At 68.1% G+C, this 13,781-nt stretch carries 17 protein-coding genes; 9 read left to right on the top strand and 8 right to left on the bottom strand.

Translation table 11 applies throughout. The features are described 5' to 3' along the window. Window positions 1-17: 17 nt before the first annotated feature. The 4 genes from JF781_RS18170 to JF781_RS18155 all read right to left on the bottom strand — a co-directional run bounded on the left by JF781_RS18170 (window position 18) and on the right by JF781_RS18155 (window position 3,827). A complete protein-coding gene (locus JF781_RS18170; protein WP_225327928.1) occupies window positions 18-1,310 on the bottom strand; it encodes a sodium:proton exchanger in 1,293 nt (430 codons plus the stop codon). Between the two features lie 244 nt (window positions 1,311-1,554). Continuing rightward, window positions 1,555-2,373 carry an SDR family NAD(P)-dependent oxidoreductase gene (locus JF781_RS18165; RefSeq protein ID WP_225327927.1) on the bottom strand — a complete coding sequence of 273 codons (819 nt, stop codon included), beginning with the start codon at window positions 2,371-2,373 and terminating at the stop codon, window positions 1,555-1,557. Continuing rightward, window positions 2,374-2,787: a nuclear transport factor 2 family protein gene (locus JF781_RS18160; protein WP_225327926.1), complete on the bottom strand. Its 414-nt coding sequence runs from the start codon at window positions 2,785-2,787 to the stop codon at window positions 2,374-2,376. It lies immediately after the preceding gene. After that, the gene (locus tag JF781_RS18155; RefSeq protein ID WP_225327925.1) at window positions 2,784-3,827 is read right to left on the bottom strand and encodes a zinc-binding dehydrogenase; all 1,044 of its coding nucleotides are present in this window, start codon (window positions 3,825-3,827) and stop codon (window positions 2,784-2,786) included. Before JF781_RS18155 ends, JF781_RS18160 begins: the two co-directional genes overlap by 4 nt. Window positions 3,828-3,951: 124 nt before the next feature. Here JF781_RS18155 and JF781_RS18150 point away from each other — a divergent pair, with 124 nt between their 5' ends. Together JF781_RS18150 and JF781_RS18145 are read left to right on the top strand one after the other, a co-directional pair. Continuing rightward, complete coding sequence (locus tag JF781_RS18150) at window positions 3,952-4,800, top strand: helix-turn-helix domain-containing protein (RefSeq protein WP_225327924.1); 849 nt, start codon at window positions 3,952-3,954, stop codon at window positions 4,798-4,800. Between the two features lie 102 nt (window positions 4,801-4,902). Continuing rightward, entirely contained in the window at window positions 4,903-5,667 is a 765-nt protein-coding gene (locus JF781_RS18145; protein ID WP_225327923.1) for a DUF2127 domain-containing protein, read from the top strand. 17 nt (window positions 5,668-5,684) lie between these two features. Here JF781_RS18145 and JF781_RS18140 read toward each other — a convergent pair whose 3' ends face one another. Continuing rightward, window positions 5,685-6,299 (bottom strand): PaaI family thioesterase, encoded by a 615-nt coding sequence (locus JF781_RS18140; protein WP_225327922.1) that lies wholly within the window; start codon window positions 6,297-6,299, stop codon window positions 5,685-5,687. A gap of 91 nt (window positions 6,300-6,390) precedes the next feature. Here JF781_RS18140 and JF781_RS18135 point away from each other — a divergent pair, with 91 nt between their 5' ends. The 3 genes from JF781_RS18135 to JF781_RS18125 all read left to right on the top strand — a co-directional run bounded on the left by JF781_RS18135 (window position 6,391) and on the right by JF781_RS18125 (window position 8,192). After that, window positions 6,391-7,236, top strand: a complete 846-nt coding sequence (locus JF781_RS18135; protein ID WP_225327921.1) for an SDR family oxidoreductase — start codon at window positions 6,391-6,393, stop codon at window positions 7,234-7,236. A 152-nt stretch (window positions 7,237-7,388) separates the two neighbouring features. Further along, window positions 7,389-7,553 carry a hypothetical protein gene (locus JF781_RS18130; RefSeq protein ID WP_225327920.1) on the top strand — a complete coding sequence of 55 codons (165 nt, stop codon included), beginning with the start codon at window positions 7,389-7,391 and terminating at the stop codon, window positions 7,551-7,553. Window positions 7,554-7,580: 27 nt separating this feature from the next. Beyond that, a complete protein-coding gene (locus JF781_RS18125) occupies window positions 7,581-8,192 on the top strand; it encodes a bifunctional 2-polyprenyl-6-hydroxyphenol methylase/3-demethylubiquinol 3-O-methyltransferase UbiG (RefSeq protein WP_225327919.1) in 612 nt (203 codons plus the stop codon). On the opposite strand, the gene JF781_RS18120 is transcribed toward JF781_RS18125, so the two are convergent. Beyond that, window positions 8,172-8,780, bottom strand: coding sequence for a CGNR zinc finger domain-containing protein (locus JF781_RS18120; protein ID WP_225327918.1), 609 nt, complete (start codon window positions 8,778-8,780; stop codon window positions 8,172-8,174). The genes JF781_RS18125 and JF781_RS18120 overlap by 21 nt on opposite strands. Window positions 8,781-8,865: 85 nt before the next feature. Between JF781_RS18120 and JF781_RS18115 the strand changes: the two genes are divergently transcribed. Together JF781_RS18115 and JF781_RS18110 are read left to right on the top strand one after the other, a co-directional pair. Continuing rightward, window positions 8,866-9,561: an SDR family oxidoreductase gene (locus JF781_RS18115; RefSeq protein ID WP_225327917.1), complete on the top strand. Its 696-nt coding sequence runs from the start codon at window positions 8,866-8,868 to the stop codon at window positions 9,559-9,561. 92 nt (window positions 9,562-9,653) lie between these two features. Next, window positions 9,654-10,112 carry an SRPBCC family protein gene (locus JF781_RS18110; protein ID WP_225327916.1) on the top strand — a complete coding sequence of 153 codons (459 nt, stop codon included), beginning with the start codon at window positions 9,654-9,656 and terminating at the stop codon, window positions 10,110-10,112. 4 nt (window positions 10,113-10,116) lie between these two features. Here the strand turns inward: JF781_RS18110 and JF781_RS18105 are convergent, their stop codons facing one another. Beyond that, window positions 10,117-10,863: a class I SAM-dependent methyltransferase gene (locus JF781_RS18105; RefSeq protein ID WP_225327915.1), complete on the bottom strand. Its 747-nt coding sequence runs from the start codon at window positions 10,861-10,863 to the stop codon at window positions 10,117-10,119. Window positions 10,864-10,981: 118 nt separating this feature from the next. Then, complete coding sequence (locus JF781_RS18100) at window positions 10,982-11,575, bottom strand: TetR/AcrR family transcriptional regulator (RefSeq protein ID WP_225327914.1); 594 nt, start codon at window positions 11,573-11,575, stop codon at window positions 10,982-10,984. 196 nt (window positions 11,576-11,771) lie between these two features. Between JF781_RS18100 and JF781_RS18095 the strand changes: the two genes are divergently transcribed. Together JF781_RS18095 and JF781_RS18090 are read left to right on the top strand one after the other, a co-directional pair. Then, the gene (locus JF781_RS18095; RefSeq protein ID WP_225327913.1) at window positions 11,772-12,746 is read left to right on the top strand and encodes an oxygenase MpaB family protein; all 975 of its coding nucleotides are present in this window, start codon (window positions 11,772-11,774) and stop codon (window positions 12,744-12,746) included. A gap of 143 nt (window positions 12,747-12,889) precedes the next feature. Further along, the gene (locus tag JF781_RS18090; protein WP_225327912.1) at window positions 12,890-13,654 is read left to right on the top strand and encodes an SDR family oxidoreductase; all 765 of its coding nucleotides are present in this window, start codon (window positions 12,890-12,892) and stop codon (window positions 13,652-13,654) included. The last annotated feature ends 127 nt before the right edge of the window (window positions 13,655-13,781 follow it).

Raw genomic sequence — 13,781 nt, 5'->3', positions numbered from 1 at the left:
CGCGTGAGCGTGCGGCGTTACGGGTCGTGCACCGGATGTAACGGTTGGCCGCTGTGGCGGACGGCGGTCCCGAAGAACGGCGCCCGGATGGTGGCGGGCAGGTGGCGCCGGTAGCGGATCAGCGCGACGACGGCGACCGCCGTGTAGACGCCGCAGAGCAGCAGCCGGCCCTGCGTCGAGACGATTGGGAACTGCACGACGAACAGTCCCAGCAGCGCCAACGCCGCGCCGCGGTGGAAACGCAGCGCCAGGATCAGCGCCACGCCCATCATCGTCTGGGTCGCCGTGAGCAGCATTTCCTCCACCTGGCGGGAGTCGAGGTGCAGGGAGAACCCGCCGCCACCGAGCAGGTGGGAGATCGGCAGCGAGCCGATCAGCAGGGTCCACTGGTTGACCTTGGAGGAGATCAGCGTGGCGATGGCCGCCGTGCCCTTGCCTCGGGTGGCGAAAATGGTCGCGATGATGAACTCCGGGGCCTCCGACGCCAGCGGCGCCAGCCACTGGACCAGCAGGAATCGGTTGACGCCCAGTTCGGTACCAGCGGCCACCAGGTTGTCGGCAAACGGCTTGGCGCACAGCAGAATCACCGCGCCCGAGGCAACGAAAAGGCCGACCACGGCGATGCGCCTGCGGCGGTCGGGCAGTTCGCCGAGCGCGGCGGCGGTGCCGATCAGGTCGGGCTCCTCGACTTCGCCGTGGCCGAGCTTGTAGAGGTAGAACCCGAACCAGGCCAGCAACGCCAACCCGAGCCCGAGATGAATCTCTCCGCTCGCCGGCACCGCGAACGCGATGACGCCGGCGATCAACAGGAATCCCAGTTCGACACGGTTTGCTGGCTCGAGCGTCAGGCCGCTGGTTTTGCCGGATCCGGACTTGCGCGCCACCACGATGCTGACCAGAACCACGACCGGCCAACCCAGTCCCATCAGGAGTCGGTTGGACCCGGTCATGTTGGCGGCGGCGTACTGCGTGTATTCGGCATTGTGGCCGGAGACGTAGGCGTAGTAGAGGTCGACGGCGTATTCGGGCAGGACCGCGATCAACGCGAGCAGCGCCGTCGCCAGGCCGCCGGACACGTCGATCTGGGCGGCCTCGGCGGCCCACGCCAGCAAAAAGCTGGCCGCCACTACCGCGGCCCCGAAGATCAGCAGGGCGGGCACCGCGCCGACGTGCAGGCCCGCGACCCGGATGACGACGGCCGGGGCGACGAATGCGCCGGTGATCAGCCCCGAACGGGTCAGGGTGCGGCGCCGCCACTGTGCCGTCAGCGTGACGTCGGCCGCGGGCCTGTCTATGGCGAGCATCGTCATCCTTCGCGGGAGCGGCGATCGGGGTGGTGGGTACTTCGGCTCGGTTGCCGTGACGAACTGATTACCCAAGCTACCCGGCACGCACACCGTCAGCAACGCGGTGGGTGGGCAAAGTCGGCGACCCGCCCAAGCCCATATTTGCTGACCAGGGGGCTATGAACGCAAAAGTTAGGCTGCCCTGATTTCGAACTTTGGCAAACCTCGCCACGATTAGTATGACGCGCAGCGAACGGTTCGGGTTCCGCTAGTCGTCCGGGCCCATGGCCGCGGCGGCGGCCTGGGCGAAAAGCTCGACGGCCTGGTTGCGGCTCAGCGACCCCAGCAACTGCGCGGCGGCGCGCATCGTGTCGCCGACCATCAGGGTCGGGCCGTTGCCCAGGTTCTCGAAGGCCTCGGCGATCACGTCGGACACGGCCGCCGCGTCCGACGGCGCCTCGTCGGGCGAGCCGATCTGGCCGCGCCTGTATTCGAGCGCGCGCAGCGCGGGTGTATTCGTCTTGCCCAGGATGAGGCCCAGGACGTCGACGCCGTTGGTGTGCAATTCGGACCACAACGCCTCGGCGAAGACCATGTCGAAAGCCTTGGACGCGCCGTAGGCGGCCATGTTGGGCCCACCGGCCAGCCCGGCACCCGAGCCGAAGAGGACGATGCCGCCGCTGCCTCGCTGGACCATCGCGGGCGCGAAGTGGTGGCACAGCTGCATGGGCACCATGCAGTTGCGCTGCACCATCGCCTCGGCGGCCACGATCGAATTGGCAAGGAACGGTGTGAAATTCGGGTCCGCGCCCGCGCAGTAGACGAGCATCCCGATCTCCAGGTCGCCGGTGGCGGCGGCGATCGTCGCCGCGGCGCCGGGTTGCGCGAGATCGATGGCGACAGTGCGGGTTTGCGCCGACGTCTTGTTCTCGATGTCGGCCGCGACGCTATCGAGGACGCTTTGCCGGCGGGCGAGCAGGACAACGTTGACCCCGCGTTCGGCCAGTCCTTCGGCGAACGCCGCACCCACGCCGTCGGACGCGCCGGCCACCAGCGCCCACGGCCCGTACTTCGTCGCGAACGTCATCTACTGGCCCCCGAACGTAGCGACGCGCACCTGCGTGAACCGGCGACGCGCAATGCGCCATCCCTCGGCGGTACGGACGATCTCGTCGTCGTAGAAGCCCCACGCGTTTACGCCGGATTGGGTGTCGCCGAACATGATCACCGCGTCGACATAGGTTCGGGCGGAGGCTTTCTCGCCGTCGACCGTGATGACCTGGTTGGACAGCCGGTGCAGGGTATGACCCGCCATCGCGTGCGTCTTGTCCATGAAGTCGGTGACTTCGTCCACACCATTCCAGCGGCCGATCTCGCCGTAATCGAGTTCGCAGTCGTCGGTGAACACGGTGCGAAACAGCGGCCAGTCGCGCCGGTCGATGCCGGTGGCATAGCGCACCAGCAGGTCCGAAATGTCTTGCCGGTCTTCTCTTTCGCTCACGGGCGATCTCCATTCGGACGGACGATGATCCGGGGCGGACCGTCGGACCTGCGGGCCAACTCGAGGGCGTCGGGTACCTCGTCGAGGCCGATGATCTTGCCGACGCTCGGTAACGGGTCCAGCCGCCCCGCCGCGATCGCGTCGAGCGTGCCGTACCAGTCCTGCGGGTGCGGCCCGCCGCCGAACTGAATGGTCACGCCCTGGCGGGTGGCGGTGGTGATGTCGAGGGTGTCGCCGGTGTACCAGCCACCCGCACAATAGATTCGGGTGCCCATCTCGGCGGACTCGACCAGGTTCTGGATCAACCCCGGGGCGCCGACGCATTCGAAAACGACGGCCGGCCCGGGCAATCCGCGCTGCGCGCGGACCTCGTTGAACGCGGCGAACGGGGACTTCTGGGCGGGATCGACGAGAACATGCGCGCCGAAGCGGTCGCGGGCCAACTCACGCCGGTCGGACTTGTAGTCCGCCACGATGATGGGCTCGACGCCGCGGGCGGCCAGGGCGGCGACGGCGGAAAGCCCGATCGCCCCCGCGCCGATGACGATCGCGACCTCCCCCTGTCGCGGCGCCGCCGACCGCACGTAGAACTCGCCGACGGCGAACGCGTCGGTCAACGCGACGGCGTCGCTGGACACGTCACCGGGGACTGGCTTGGCGGCGGCCTCCGAAACCACCAGCAGCTCACCGAAACTGCCCTGCGCTTCGGGATGCTGGCCGATGATGCGCATTCCGCCCGCCCCGCCGTCGACCAGGCGCACCGGCATGGCCGTCACGCGCGTGCCGGCGGCGAACTGGTCGGTGCAACCGGGGCCATGCCCGATGACCTCACCCACGAATTCGTGACCGAGCACGATGTCGCGTTCGGTGTCATAGAGCGAACGGCCGGTCGGGTCGTCGATGGCGAGTTCCGGGTGGTCCATGAAGTGCACGTCGGAGGCGCAGATCGCGGTGCTCAACGTGCGCAGCAACAACTCGCCCTGGCCGGGCTCGGGGTCCGGCGTCTCGCGGACCTGCAGCCGACCGTTTCGCAACACCACCGCGCGCAATGCGTTAACTTTCTCGAATAATCGATATAGAATCTCGAATGTTCGTACAACTGTAAAAATTCGGGAGCGAAGGAGTCAAGCGATTCGCGGATCGACCTCAGCGCCGACCGCGCGGGTGCTCGATGTCGTCGAGCTCCTGGCGCGGTCCGGAAACGCGCGGCTGCGGTTCTCCGACGTCGTGCGCGAGCTGGATCTCACGCAGGCGACCGCGCACGCCATCCTCAAGACGTTGTGCGACCGCGGGTGGGCCAGTCGCGATCCGATCGCCAAGACGTTCGCCCTGGGGCCCGCGCTCGCCGTGGTGGCCGCGCGCACGGACACCGCGCGACCGCTCGCCCATGCGGCGCGCGCGGCGGCGTTGCGCCTGTCCCGTGAGGTCGGCTACGCCTGTTCGGTGGTCGAGAAGTTCGGCGACTCCCTGGTGGTCACCGCCTTTGAGGGCGAGCCCGCCACCCAGCCGTCGGGAATACCGGGCGACCGCATCCCGTACGCGCCGCCCTTCGGCGTCGCGATGGCGGCCTGGGACACCGACGAGGAACAACGCGCCTGGATCCGCCGCGGCGCGGGCAGCAACGCCGATCGCACGCAGCGCCTGCAACAGGTCCTCGCGCACACGCGGGAGCGGGGATTCGACATCGACTGGACGACGCCGGCACTCGCGCAGGCCGTCCATGTGGTCGGGACGTTGGACAGCAGCGAGATGCCGACACCGGTGCGTCACATCATGGACCAGCTGCTTGCCGAGTTCACCACGATCGGCTTCCTGTCCGACGACAACCCCGGACGCCGGAAGCAACCCGTGGCGACCATCGCCGCACCGGTCTTCGATGACCGGCGCTGTGTGTCCCTGATGGTGGCCGTGCACCCGCTGTGCCCGCTGAGCGCGCGGCAGATCCGGGACATCGGCGAACATCTGACCGACGAGACGACGGCACTGAGCGGCTCGCCACCACCAGCGGGGTAGCCCCGCCTCGGAGGCGAAAAGGCATGGCAGATAAGGCCGCGCTTCTGACGCCCGTGTGCGCGCCCCCTTGCGCGCCCGGGCACCCGCAGTCGATGATCGGCCATGCCCAAAGAACGCGGTCTCAATCGCTGGGAGCTGGTTACCTGCGCGCTCGCGGGACACGTCACCTACGCGCCCGACGAGCACGCGCTCGCGCAGCGGCTGAGCGGAAACACCGGGCTGGGCGAGGTATGGCGCTGCTTGCGGTGCGGTGAATTCACCGTCGGCCCGCCGCACGGACGCGGCCATGCCGAAGACGCGCCGATGATCATGCGCGGCAAGGCATTACGCCAGGCCATCATCATTCGCGCCCTGGCGGTGGAACGCTTGTTCCGGGCGGTGGTGATCGTGCTGGCGGCCTACGCGGTGTGGAAGTTCCGCGGCGCGCGGGGCGCCATCCAGGCCACCCTCGACCGGGACCTGCCGATCTTCCGCGCCGCCGGCTTCAAGGTCGACCAGATGACCATCGTGCACGAGCTGGAAAAGGCGCTGGCCGCCAAGCCGTCCACGCTGGCGCTGCTGACGATGATGCTGGCGGGCTATGCACTGCTGGAGGTCGTCGAAGGCGTCGGCCTGTGGCTGCTGAAACGCTGGGGCGAATACTTCGCGGTGATCGCCACCTCGGTCTTCCTGCCGCTCGAGATCCACGATCTGGCCAAGGGCATCACGATGACGCGGCTGGTGACGTTCACCATCAACGTGGCCGCGGTGATCTACCTGCTGGTCTCCAAACGCCTGTTTGGTTTGCGCGGCGGGCGCAAGGCCTACGACGACGAACGACGTGGCGAGCAGCTGCTCGACGTCGAGCGGGCCGCGACGAGGACCTGAGCCCGCGGCCCCGTTCGCTATTCCGCGGCCCGCCTGGGATGAATGAAGATGCCCTCGGCTTCCACGGTGACGCCGTGCTCGTCGGCGAGGTGACCGACGGCGAATGTCTTGACGCCCTCGACGCGCTCGACATGAGCCTGGGCCCGCAGTGGCCGTCCCAGCGCGGTGGGGCGCCGGTATCGCAGGGTGAGTGTGCCGGTGAAGGCGGCCCTGTCGGGCTGGTGCGCGGTCGCGCCGAGCACGTGGTCGAGCACCAGCGCGCACACCCCGCCGTGCACGGTGTCGGGCGGGCCTTCGTAGGCGGCGCCCAGGACGAACTCCGACCACACCAGTCCGTCGGGCTCGTGATGGATGACCAGCGGCGGTGCGATCGGGTTGCGCAGGCCGACCACGACGTTGCCCCACGCGATGGTCTGTCCATCGGGATTCCGGTGCACGCCGAACGGCCCGGCCTTCAGCGCCTCACTCAATTCCGCTGCGGCACTGTCGATCTTGGCTGTGGCCGCCGCCACCGCCGCGGGGCCGGCCTCGGTGCGGATGCTGACGTCGATGAGCCGGCGGAGCGATTCGGCGAGCGGCGCGTAGACCGACTCGAGCCGGCTGAAATCGACGCAGGGCGTTTGGTCATGCATCTTGGCAACTTAACTCAGGTGCCCACCCACCGGGCGGCGCCCCTCGGAGCATCCGACCGGCCGGGCATACTGCCCTGGGACGGAGGAGTCAATGGGAACCTATGCGATCACCGGGTCGGCTTCGGGGATGGGGCGCGAGACCGCGCAGCGCCTCCGGGACGGCGGACACACCGTCATCGGTGTCGACATCAAGGACGCCGACATCGTCGCCGATTTGTCGACGCCACACGGGCGTAACGAGGCCGCCGAGCGCGTCCTGGACGCATCGGGCGGCAGGCTGGACGGTGCCGTGCTGGCGGCCGGTCTGGGCCCCAGCCCGGCCCCGGACCGCGTTCGCCAGATCGCCCAGGTCAACTATTTCGGGGTCGTCGAGTTACTGATCGCCTGGAGGGGCGCACTGAGCACCGCCGGGCGCGCCAAAGTCGTTGTGGTCGCCAGCAATTCGTCGACCACCATGCCCGTGGTGCCGCGCCGGGCCGTCAAGGCGCTGCTGGGCCACGACGCCGGCAAGGCGTTGCGGTCGGTGCGGCTGTTCGGACCGGCGGCGCCGTCCATGATGTACGGGGCCTCGAAAATCGCTGTCAGCCGTTGGGTGCGGCGGCATGCGGTGCTGCCCGAATGGGCAGGATCGGGCGTGCGCCTGAACGCCCTTGCGCCCGGTGCGATCATGACACCGCTTTTAGCCGAACAGTTGTCGGATCGACGGCAGGCCAAGGCCGTTCGGTCGTTCCCGGTTCCGGTCGGCGGGTTCGGCGACGCGGGACACATGGCCGACTGGATGTGCTTCATGCTGTCGGACGCCGCCGATTTCTTATGCGGCGCCGTCATATTCGTTGACGGCGGCACCGACGCGTACTTTCGCCCTGACGACTGGCCGAAGGCGGTGCCCGCACGCCAACTGTTCGGGTACCTGCGCCGGTTCAGGCGCTTTCAATAAACCCTGCTGTTACGTGCCTTTCGTTGCGCCGGGAATGTGTGCTATCCCACACACGGCTTTTCGCGGCGTTCACCTCGGCGCGGCGTCCCCGCAAAACGGCTGTGGTGCAATTGAATGAATCGGCGCACGGCCGAAAAAGCAAAGGATCAACTGTGACCGCACTTCCGTCCTGGGTCAGCCAGGGCTCTGCCAACCTCGACGTGGTCGCCCCGCTGAAGGCGCGCGCCTGCGACGCGCTGTACGCGGTCCTCGGAAGCAAGCGCCGCCCGGCGGCCACCGGCCCGCGCATCATGCCCAGGGGCGTCGAACGCTGCTGACGCCGCGTCGGGCAGACTGGGCCAACGGTGCCTGAATACGCGAAGCACGACGAGTACTGGAATCACAACTCCGCCTATCACCCTTGGCTGGTCGGCATCGCCGCGCGGCGTCGCGGTGATGTCCTCGACGTCGGCTGCGGGGAAGGGCTGCTGGTTCAGCGGTTGGCCGCGGTGTCACGCAGCGTCGTCGGCATCGATGCCGACCCGATGTCGGTGTGGCGCGCCGCGCAACGATTGCAGCCCGTCGGCAACGCGGCGGCCGAACATGTGCGATTCGAGGACCTCGATGAGGCCGAGCGCCGCTACGACCTCATCACCTTCGTGGCCAGCCTGCATCACCTGCCGCTGCGGGATGCGCTGCACAAGGCGCGTCAAATGCTGCGGCCCGCAGGGCAATTGGCCGTCGTCGGGCTGTCCGCCAACAAGAGCGTTGCCGACTGGATGTGGGCCGGCCTGTGTCTGCCGGCGGCCCGCGCCGGGGGATTGCTGCATCGGGAGATCCGGGACATCGGCGTGGCCGTCGCCGATCCCCGGGAGGGTCTCGACGAGATCCGGCGCGTCGCCGGCGAGGTCCTACCCGGAGCCGTCATCCGCCGGGGCCTTTACTACCGATACCGCCTACTCTGGCGAAACCGCTGAATTCGCGGCCCGTTCGCGTTCGCGCCGGCGCGCCCGCGACGCCCGCAGATTGACGGCGTTGCCGCAGGTCTTGACGTCATGCCAGACCCCGCTGTTGTTCTTCGAGCGGTCGTAGAACGTCGAGCCGCACCGGTGGTTGTGGCACTGCTTGATCCGTCGCCAGGTGTCGGCCTGCTGGCTCAACAAGATCTCGCCCCATAGGGCCGAGGCCAGCCAACGCCAACCGCTGCCGTTGGGCTCGAGCCGCACCTCACCGGCGTCGGACAACGCGAAGGACGCGGCGACGGCGTCGGTGGCCCGCCCGCTCGCCGGTTCTCCGGCAACAAGTTTCGCGATGGCCTCCCGCAGGGCGCGCAGCTTGACCAGATCCGCGCCGTTGAGCGTCGGTGGGTCGGTGGGGATGCCGCGCACGGCCGCCCAGGCGCGCACCGCGCCCGCCGTCCACCGGACGGCCGGCTTGGTGTCGGCCAGCAGATCCGGTCCGTACCCGTCGATGGCCCTCGTGTTGAGGAAGTCCTGAACCAGGGCGAGGCCCCCGGGTGCCGCGGCGCAGCCATATCGCTGTGACGCAGCCCACGACAAAGACATAGGCTAATTCTACTTGGCTATGTCTCCGACGACAATTGCCGTGACGTAAGCAAAATGCGTTTGCCTAAGTCAAGGGAGTAGGGTCATGGTCAACGTCAAGGGGTCGACGGTGGTGGTCACCGGAGGTCAGCGCGGTCTCGGCAAGGAAATCGTGGCGGAGTTGTTGGAACGGGGTGCCGCCAAGGTCTACGCCGCGGCCCGGGCGCCGAAGCCAAGTCAGGATTCTCGGGTGGTCAGCGCCGAATTGGACGTCACCAACCCGGATTCGGTCGCCGCGCTGGCGGCCAGGGCGGCGGACGCCGACATCGTCATCAACAATGCGGGTGTGCTCGGGGCCCGGTCCCTGCTCGACAGCGACATCGAAGAGGTGCGAGCGGTCTTCGAGACGAACTACTTCGGCGCGCTCCGCGTGGCCAAGGCGTTCGCACCGGTCCTCGCCGGCAACGGCGGCGGCGCACTGGTCGACGTCGCCTCGATCTTGTCCTGGATGCCCGGATCCGGCGGGTACGGCGACTCCAAGGCGGCACTGTGGTCGACCACGAATTCGCTGCGCATCGAACTCGAAAAGCAGGGCACGCTGGTCGTTGCCGCGCACCTCAGCTTCACCGACACCGAGATGACCTCCGGCTTCGACGCACGTAAGAACGACCCGCGCGACGTGGCGCGCGCGATCGTCGACGGCATCGAGCGGGACGACGCCGAGGTGCTGGCCGACGACGACACCCGCTACGTCAAGGCTGCGCTGTCCGGACCGGTCGAGGCGCTGCCCCGGATGCCGTGAATGCGTAGAGGCGCGCAGGTCTCTGCAAGGGCGGACTGCCCTCGGCTCAAGGTGGCCACGCGGTGGGCGGCCCTACGTGTTTGGATAGCGGTATGTCCGATACCGAAGCCGAACGCATCGTGACCGCCACCCGCGTGATCGCGGCCAGTGCCGCGCGGATCTTCGAACTGATCGCCGACCCGTCGCGCCAGCCGAGCTGGGACGGCAACAACAATCTGGCGTCGTCTCCTCCCGGCCAACGTGTCCATCAGGTGGGCGACGTGTTCAAGACGACGCTGACCATCGGCGCGGTGCGCGAAAACCACGTCACCGAGTTCGTCGAGGGCAGCAAAATCGCTTGGCGCCCAGCCGAACCCGGAAAGCAGCCGCCCGGTCACCTGTGGCGCTGGGAGCTCAGCCCGGTCAACGCCGAACTCACCACGGTGACCCACACCTACGACTGGACGGCGCTGACCGACGCCACCCGGCTCGAGCGCGCCCGGGCGACGACGGTGGACATGCTGCGCGAGTCGATGGACCGGCTCGCCGTGCTGGCGCAGAGCGACGACTAACGGGTCAGTCTTTCTTGGCGCGAACCCACTGGAACGTGCCGAGGTTCTTGACACGTACGCTGGCAAAACCGTTGTCTTCCAAGATGTCGCCGATCTCGTCGTCGTCGAACGCGTGCGCCCCGACGTTCGGCAGCATCCGCCAATACCGGGCCAGGCGTCCGGCGGTGGGGACCATGACGGCCAGCCTGCCGCCGGGCCTCAGCACGCGCGCGATCTCGGTGAGCGCGGCTTTCGGGTCGGGAACCAGCTGCAGCACCGCCGTGGACACGGCGGCATCGAAAACGTTGTCCCGCAGCGGAAGTTGCTGCGCGTCCGCCTTGATGAAGCCGACCTGCGGACCGGCTTCGTTGCGGACGGCACGCGCCAGCATCGGCTCGGAGATATCGACGCCGAGGGCCAGCCCCTCCGGTCTGGCGGCGCGCGCCAGCGACGCGGTGACGTTGCCCGGGCCCGAGCCGACGTCCAGCGCGATACCGCCCTGCGGGATTTTCAACCACTCGAGCGGCAGTTGCCAGGCGCTGATCCACTGGCGGGCAAAGGCCTGGGCGTTGTCGTAGAGCATCGACCCCATCGGTGACGCCCACGCGGCCTGGATCGGGCCGGTGTTTTTCCCGACGGCGTCGTCGGGCGCCGAGCCGGCGCCGAGCAGGTCGAGATACCCGTGGCTCACGTCGGGATCGGCCGGCGGATCGATGAGCAGATCCAGCGCTCGCCGGAGCGCGGGAGGCAGCGAGGTGTGCACGTCGGTCATGCGAACTCCTTCGGGCAAGTGCCGAGCTGGACGCCAGAAATCAGAGGGCAAGCCGCGCAGATTCGATGCTGGTGAGTCCCCCGTCCGCAGCCTACGCCGGGGCGCGTGACCCGCCCGGCTAGCGGCTGATGATCGGAACCAGGTAGCGGGCGGCGTAGTCGCGCACCGCCGCCGGGTCCGAGGTGTCGAGCCGGTCGGTGGGAAACACGATGATGCCGAGGGCGACGCGAAGCAGGATGTCGGCGATGTTGTCCAGGTCGGCCTCGGTCATGTCAGCGCCGCACCGCCGCAGGGTATGGGCGATCCCGTCGGCGAACTGGCGGATCGGGAAGACGTGCGAGCGGGAGAACATGCCGAACAGTTCGGGTTCGCTTTCGGCGATCCGCGAGTACAGCGGCGAGTCCTGCACCAGGCGCACCCCGAGTGCGAAGGCCTCGATGACCGCCTCCTGTGGATTGCGCCCGGCCGTCGCCTGATCCAGCGTGCTGAAGAAGAGTTCGGCCTCGCGCCGCACCACATGCCCGAACAGGTTCTCCTTGGTCGGAAAACGGCGGTAGATGGTGCTGCGGCTGACGCCGGCGCGGGCGGCGACGTCGTCGATATTGGCACGGCGCACGCCGTAGGTCTCGAACACGCCGCGTGCGGTGTCCAGGATGGTGCGATCGAGATCGGTGAGCGCCTCGGCGGAAGCAGAGCCCGGTTCGGACTGCATGATTCGCGGCATCGTATCAACTCCCGGCATGGTTCATCGCCGACTTTCCGGCGGCACGAAGGCGGTGCGGGCCGGACGGCGGCGTGCAATGCCACCGGGCGGTTGCTAGGCTACTGAAACAAAGATACGTCTTTGTGTCACTGGTTCACAACGCTTCGCGGGTCGGGCGCGGCGCGCGAGCCACGAGGAGGTGGGCATGCCCGCCCAGAACGACCAGCTCGCCGCGGTGCGCGCGGGATCGCGTTTCGACAGCGGCGTGCGCGAGGCCGTGCCGATGCCCACCGACGGGCCCGACTGGTCGGCCGGCGACGACACCTCGCCGCGGCTGGGGCCCGACTCGTTGATCTGGAAGTTCTATGGGGACAACCGAACCCAGCTCTTCGGGTTCCAGCGCACCGCCGGGGTCGAGAACTGCATCGAGCAGCTCGCGCAGGGCGTGCTGGATCACTCCGTGATCTTCAGCGACACACTCGGGCGGGCCAAGCGGACCGCGCCTCCCCTGATGAACACCGTCTACTCCGACGACCCCCACGAATGGGGCCGAAAGGTGCGCGACTTCCACAAGGCGATCAAGGGCACCATCAGCGACGGCTCGAGGTATCACGCGTTGAACCCCGAGCTGTTCTACTGGGCGCACGCCAGCTTCGTCGACCAGGTCATCTACAACACGGACACGTTCATCCGTCGGCTGTCACACGCCGAGAAGGAGCAGATCTTCAACGAAGGCAAGGTCTGGTACAGCCTCTACGGCGTCAGCGACCGCGGACAGCCACAGACCTACGACGACTTCCTGGCCTACTGGGACGAGATGCTCGACCGGTTCGTCCCGCACAAGACCGTGCTGTACGGCACCGGCTACATCCGCAAAGGCATCCCGGGCCCGCGCTGGATGCCCAAGCCGATCTGGAACGTGGTGTCGGCGCCGCTGAACGCCTACACCCGGCTGGTGGTCGTCGGGACGCTGCCGCCCCAGATGCGCGAGGTGTGCCAGCTGCAGTGGGATGCCAAGAAAGAGAAGCGATTCCAGCGGCTCGCCGCGTTCATCCGGGCGCTCAACCCACTGATCAACCGGCTGCCCGTCAAGGCGCTCTACACGCCCTGGGCGGCCGAGGCGTGGGCCCGCGCCGGCGTCGACCCGCGTCGCCTGCACAACCGGGCCGCCACGGCATAGTCGGGCCTCCCGCGGCCCGCCCTCGCAGGGCACCGGCCGTGACACCACGCAGGTCTATAGGGCATCGTGGTTAGCCGGCTTCCCAATGGGGCATTCCGCTACGTCGGTCGGGTGGGCCGGAGCGAATCCGAAGGAGAACCGCGATGCAGATGACGGGCAATACCGTGCTGGTCACCGGCGGTGGCAGCGGAATCGGCCGCGGCCTGGCCGAATCGTTCCACCGCCTGGGCAACCAGGTGATCATCGCCGCCCGGCGCAGCGACCAGCTACGGGCCGTCGCGGAGGCCAACCCGGGTATCCAGACCCTGTCGCTCGATCAAGGCGATGCCGCCGACATCCGGCGATTCGCCACCGAGGTGACCGACCACTACCCGGACCTCAACGTGCTGATCAACAACGCCGGCATTCAGCGGGTCGAGGATCTCACCAGTGGCAATGTCGGCCTGGCCGAGCAGTCCGTTGCCATCAATCTGCTGGGCCCCATGCGGCTGACCTCGTCCTTGCTTCCGGCGCTGCTGCGCAAGCCGCACGCCACGATCCTCAACGTCACGTCCGGCCTGGCGTTCATGCCCAGCGCGCTCACCCCGACCTACTGCGCCTCCAAGGCGGCGCTGCACTCCTACACCGAATCGCTGCGCTTCCAGCTGCGCGACAGCTCGGTCCAGGTGATCGAGATCATTCCGCCGCACGTGCGCACCGCCTTGCAGGGCGAGCGGGGATTCGACCCCCGGGCGATGCCGCTCGACGAGTACATCACCGAGACGATGACGCTGTTGCAGACGCAGCCACAGGCCAACGAGATCGTGGTGGAGCGCGTCAAGATGTTCCGCTATGCCGAGCGTGACGGCACCTACGACGACATCTATCCGCGGTTCAACGAAACGATCACCGCCCTGTTCGGCAGCTAGGGCCGCTTTCCGAACGCCGCGGGCCGAACGACGAAACCCGGTGTGACACAGGGCAATAAAACCGCTTCAGCGGATTAGCCGCTCACTCTCCGAAACCGCCGTGCGGCGACGCGACCGACATCGCGCC

Source organism: Mycobacterium sp. WUMAC-067 (genome assembly GCF_020217485.1).
Taxonomy (GTDB): Bacteria; Actinomycetota; Actinomycetes; order Mycobacteriales; family Mycobacteriaceae; genus Mycobacterium.
This window is presented reverse-complemented; position numbering and strand designations above follow the sequence as displayed.